The following is a 3,322-nucleotide window of genomic DNA, read 5'->3' as shown; positions in this document are numbered from 1 at the left end:
CGTGGTATTGTGATTAATCGACAAGAAGGGACACGGTTTTTTTATGCATTGGCGAATGAATTTATATTCAAAATATTAAATTGTATGGCTGATGCACAAGAAAAAATTACAAAGGGTATTTGGACTATTGAATTTCATGAAAATTAAATAAAAGGAAGAGAACTATGAATGATATTGCATTTAATCAAGAATTGGATTGTAGGGGGTTGAATTGTCCCCTTCCCATTTTAAAAGCCAAAAAAACGATGGATGGGATGTCCAGCGGTGAAATTTTGAAAATGGTTTCCACGGATCCTGGATCAAAAAATGATATTACAGCATGGGCCAATCGGACTGGGAATGCACTGTTATCTTCCGGCGAAGATGGTAGTGATTTTGTTTATTATATACAAAAATCATAGGGGAGTACAATGAGCGAAACAAAACCAAAACGCATGGCGCTTATTGCGTCAAAAGGAACTTTAGATTGGGCATATCCCCCTTTTATTTTGGCATCAACTGCCGTTGCAATGGAAATGGAAGTTGCCGTGTTTTTCACATTTTACGGACTTACGCTTCTGAATAAAAAAATAGAAGCTAAAGTGGCGCCGGCTACCAATCCATCTATGCCGATGAAAATGCCCTTTGGCCCGGAAGGATTTCAAAATATCAATTGGCCAATTCCAAATGCCATCATGGGGAATGTGCCCGGATTTGAAACAATGGCAACATCCTTCATGAAAAAAACATTCAAAAATAAAGGCGTGGCCACGGTTGAAGAGCTCCGTGAAATTTGTATTGAATCGGGTGTCAAGATGATTGGGTGTCAAATGACCATGGATGTATTTGGCTTTGAAAAAGAAGATTTTGTGGATGGTGTCGAATTGGGTGGTGCAGCTTCATTTTTAGAATTTGCTGCGGACGCAGATATTACTTTATTTGTATAATTGAAATTCGATTATCAAATTGAATTAGGAACGTGTGGCATGGGGATGCCCGTTATTCGTTCATGGCAAGCCATCAAGACACTTCCCATGGGTGGCATTCTGAAAACATCCAGTGCGCATCCATGAGCCGAGCCCGATTTAAAAGCCTGGTGCAGGTCTTCAAAACATCAAATTATTAAAATAGAAACTGATGCAAATACGAAACATTTCTATATTAAAAAAGTCCATTAATTAGATCAAGCTATGTCATCATTGAAATCCTACTCTGCCAATGACTTATTTGAATTCTTATCCAATCGGGAAGATATGCTTGTGCTCGATGTGCGCAATGAAGAAGACTTTGAAAGGTTTAATGTAGAAGGCCCTTACCCATTTGATATGGCAAATGTTCCCTATTTTGATTTCATGGAAGAAGAAGACGCCACTGTGGCAAAAGTCTCTCGTGAACAACCGATTAAAGTGGTCTGTGCGAAAGAAGGATCTGCCCAATATGTGGGTGAAATATTGGTGAATCACGGATTTAGTGATGTGGCCTTTTTAGCAGGCGGTATTAAAACTTGGGGGAATTTACTTGCACCTAAACGAGTTAATCCTGAGTCAGAAGATTATGCGCTTTATCAATTTATTCGCCCCGGGAAAGCATCCTGTAATTACGGACTAATTTATAATGGGAAAATGGTGATTTTTGATCCCAGTCGGAATTATGATTTTTATGAATCGTTTGCCAACACACATAACGCAAAAATTGTTCAAACTTTTGAAACACATCTTCAAGCCGATTATATCAGTGGCAGTAAGCAAATAGCCAATGCAACAGGCGCAGAAATTATGGCACATGTTGGCGATTTTAGTGAAGCATCTTTTCAATACAGTGAAGTGCAAGATGGCGAATCGTACTCGATGGGAAACAATGGACCCGAGATAAAAGTGATGCATTCACCGGGGCATACACCGGGAAGTACGAGCTATATTATTGATGATAAATTTTTCATTTCTGGGGACACCATTTTTATTCTGTCTGTGGGTCGTCCCGATTTGGGTGGCAAAGCAAAAGAATGGTCTGCCATGCTTTATGAAACATTGACGAATAAGGTGCAAAATCTTGATAAAAATCTAAATGTATTACCGGGCCATTTTATGAATTGGACTGAAGCAAACGATCAATTGATATTTTCTGAAAAATTAGAAAATATTGTTGGACATAATTCATCGATATACGCTTTAGATTCGTTGGAAAAATTTACCGAATTCATTTTAGATAACATGAGAAACTCACCGGCAGTCTATGATGAAATTCGAAAAGTAAATACAGGATTGCTTGATGTGGATATAGATGAAGCGGATATAATGGATCTTGGGAAAAATGAATGTGCTGCGGCTATGCATAATGCAATAAAGGGAAAAAATTGAATTACGGATTTGTAATAGATAATAGAATGTGCATTGGCTGTCATGCCTGCACCGTGGCTTGTAAAAGTGAGCACGATGTGCCTATTGGTGTCAACCGCACACATGTGAAATATATTGAAAAAGGTGAATTCCCTAAGTCCACCCGCGAATTTTCTGTCCATAGATGTAACCATTGTGCCGATGCGCCGTGTGTAGAAATTTGCCCAACCACCGCACTTCATACGCGCGCTGATGGTATTGTTGATTTTGATAATGACCGCTGCATAGGTTGTAAATCCTGTATGCAAGCTTGTCCCTATGATGCATTATATATGGATCCCGATACGAATACGGCTGCGAAATGTAATTATTGTGCCCATAAAATTGATGGTGGTTATGAGCCGGCTTGCGTAGTTGTCTGCCCAGTGGAAGCAATTATTTCCGGTGATTTGAGTGATGATAATTCCAAGATTGCCCAACTGGTGGCCAATGAAGATACCATGACGCGGAAGCCGGAAAAAATGACTGATCCCAATTTATATTATATTAATGGGTCAACTGAAATGTTGGACCCCAATGCAACCGAACGAGATGGTGATTATGTTTGGTCCGAACAGGCTACAGGTGTGGGACACTATGCAAAATATGCGGACAAGCGAGTGGCAGAATCAGATACGGAAAATTTATTAGTTCAATTGGCTATGGAGAATTCTGCGAAAACAGGTAAACCTATTGACCAACGTGCGATTGATAATGTGGCGCAAGAAATTCAAGAAGATGTGGATACGACTGAAGCACGTCGCGTGTATGATTCGCCCAGTAAAGGCGTCCTTTGGGGATGGGAAGTCCCGGCTTACGTTTGGACAAAAGCTCTGGCTACTGGCACATTTCTCATGATGGCGGTTTGGAGTTTATTTATGGGTGAATTGAGTCCAGAATCTGAAATGAATGGACTTATTATTTCACTTTTTTTTATGGGGCTTACCGGTGGATTTCTCGTAAAAGAT

At 39.9% G+C, this 3,322-nt stretch carries 4 protein-coding genes; all 4 read left to right on the top strand.

Annotated elements, in window-relative coordinates; translation table 11 throughout:
• The first annotated feature begins 164 nt into the window (after positions 1 to 164).
• Entirely contained in the window at positions 165 to 401 is a 237-nt protein-coding gene (locus tag HN459_03175; GenBank protein MBT3478443.1) for a sulfurtransferase TusA family protein, read from the top strand.
• A gap of 9 nt (positions 402 to 410) precedes the next feature.
• Positions 411 to 926, top strand: a complete 516-nt coding sequence (locus HN459_03170; GenBank protein MBT3478442.1) for a peroxiredoxin family protein — start codon at positions 411 to 413, stop codon at positions 924 to 926.
• A 243-nt stretch (positions 927 to 1,169) separates the two neighbouring features.
• A complete protein-coding gene (locus HN459_03165) occupies positions 1,170 to 2,336 on the top strand; it encodes an MBL fold metallo-hydrolase (protein MBT3478441.1) in 1,167 nt (388 codons plus the stop codon).
• 26 nt (positions 2,337 to 2,362) lie between these two features.
• Positions 2,363 to 3,322, top strand: a 960-nt coding sequence (locus HN459_03160) for a 4Fe-4S dicluster domain-containing protein (protein ID MBT3478440.1), incomplete at its 3' end; no start/stop codon positions are given.

This window comes from Candidatus Neomarinimicrobiota bacterium, from assembly GCA_018647265.1.
Classification (GTDB): domain Bacteria; phylum Fidelibacterota; class Marinisomatia; order Marinisomatales; family TCS55; genus TCS55.
The sequence above is the reverse complement of the archived record's forward strand: the minus strand, read 5'-3'. Positions and strand labels throughout refer to the sequence as shown.

What these genes read in the sequence shown, in the direction of transcription:
- HN459_03175 (MBT3478443.1), top strand. Translation starts at nt 165, where the DNA reads ATGAATGATATTGCATTTAATCAAGAATTGGATTGTAGGGGGTTGAAT.
- HN459_03170 (MBT3478442.1), top strand. Translation starts at nt 411, where the DNA reads ATGAGCGAAACAAAACCAAAACGCATGGCGCTTATTGCGTCAAAAGGA.
- HN459_03165 (MBT3478441.1), top strand. Translation starts at nt 1,170, where the DNA reads ATGTCATCATTGAAATCCTACTCTGCCAATGACTTATTTGAATTCTTA.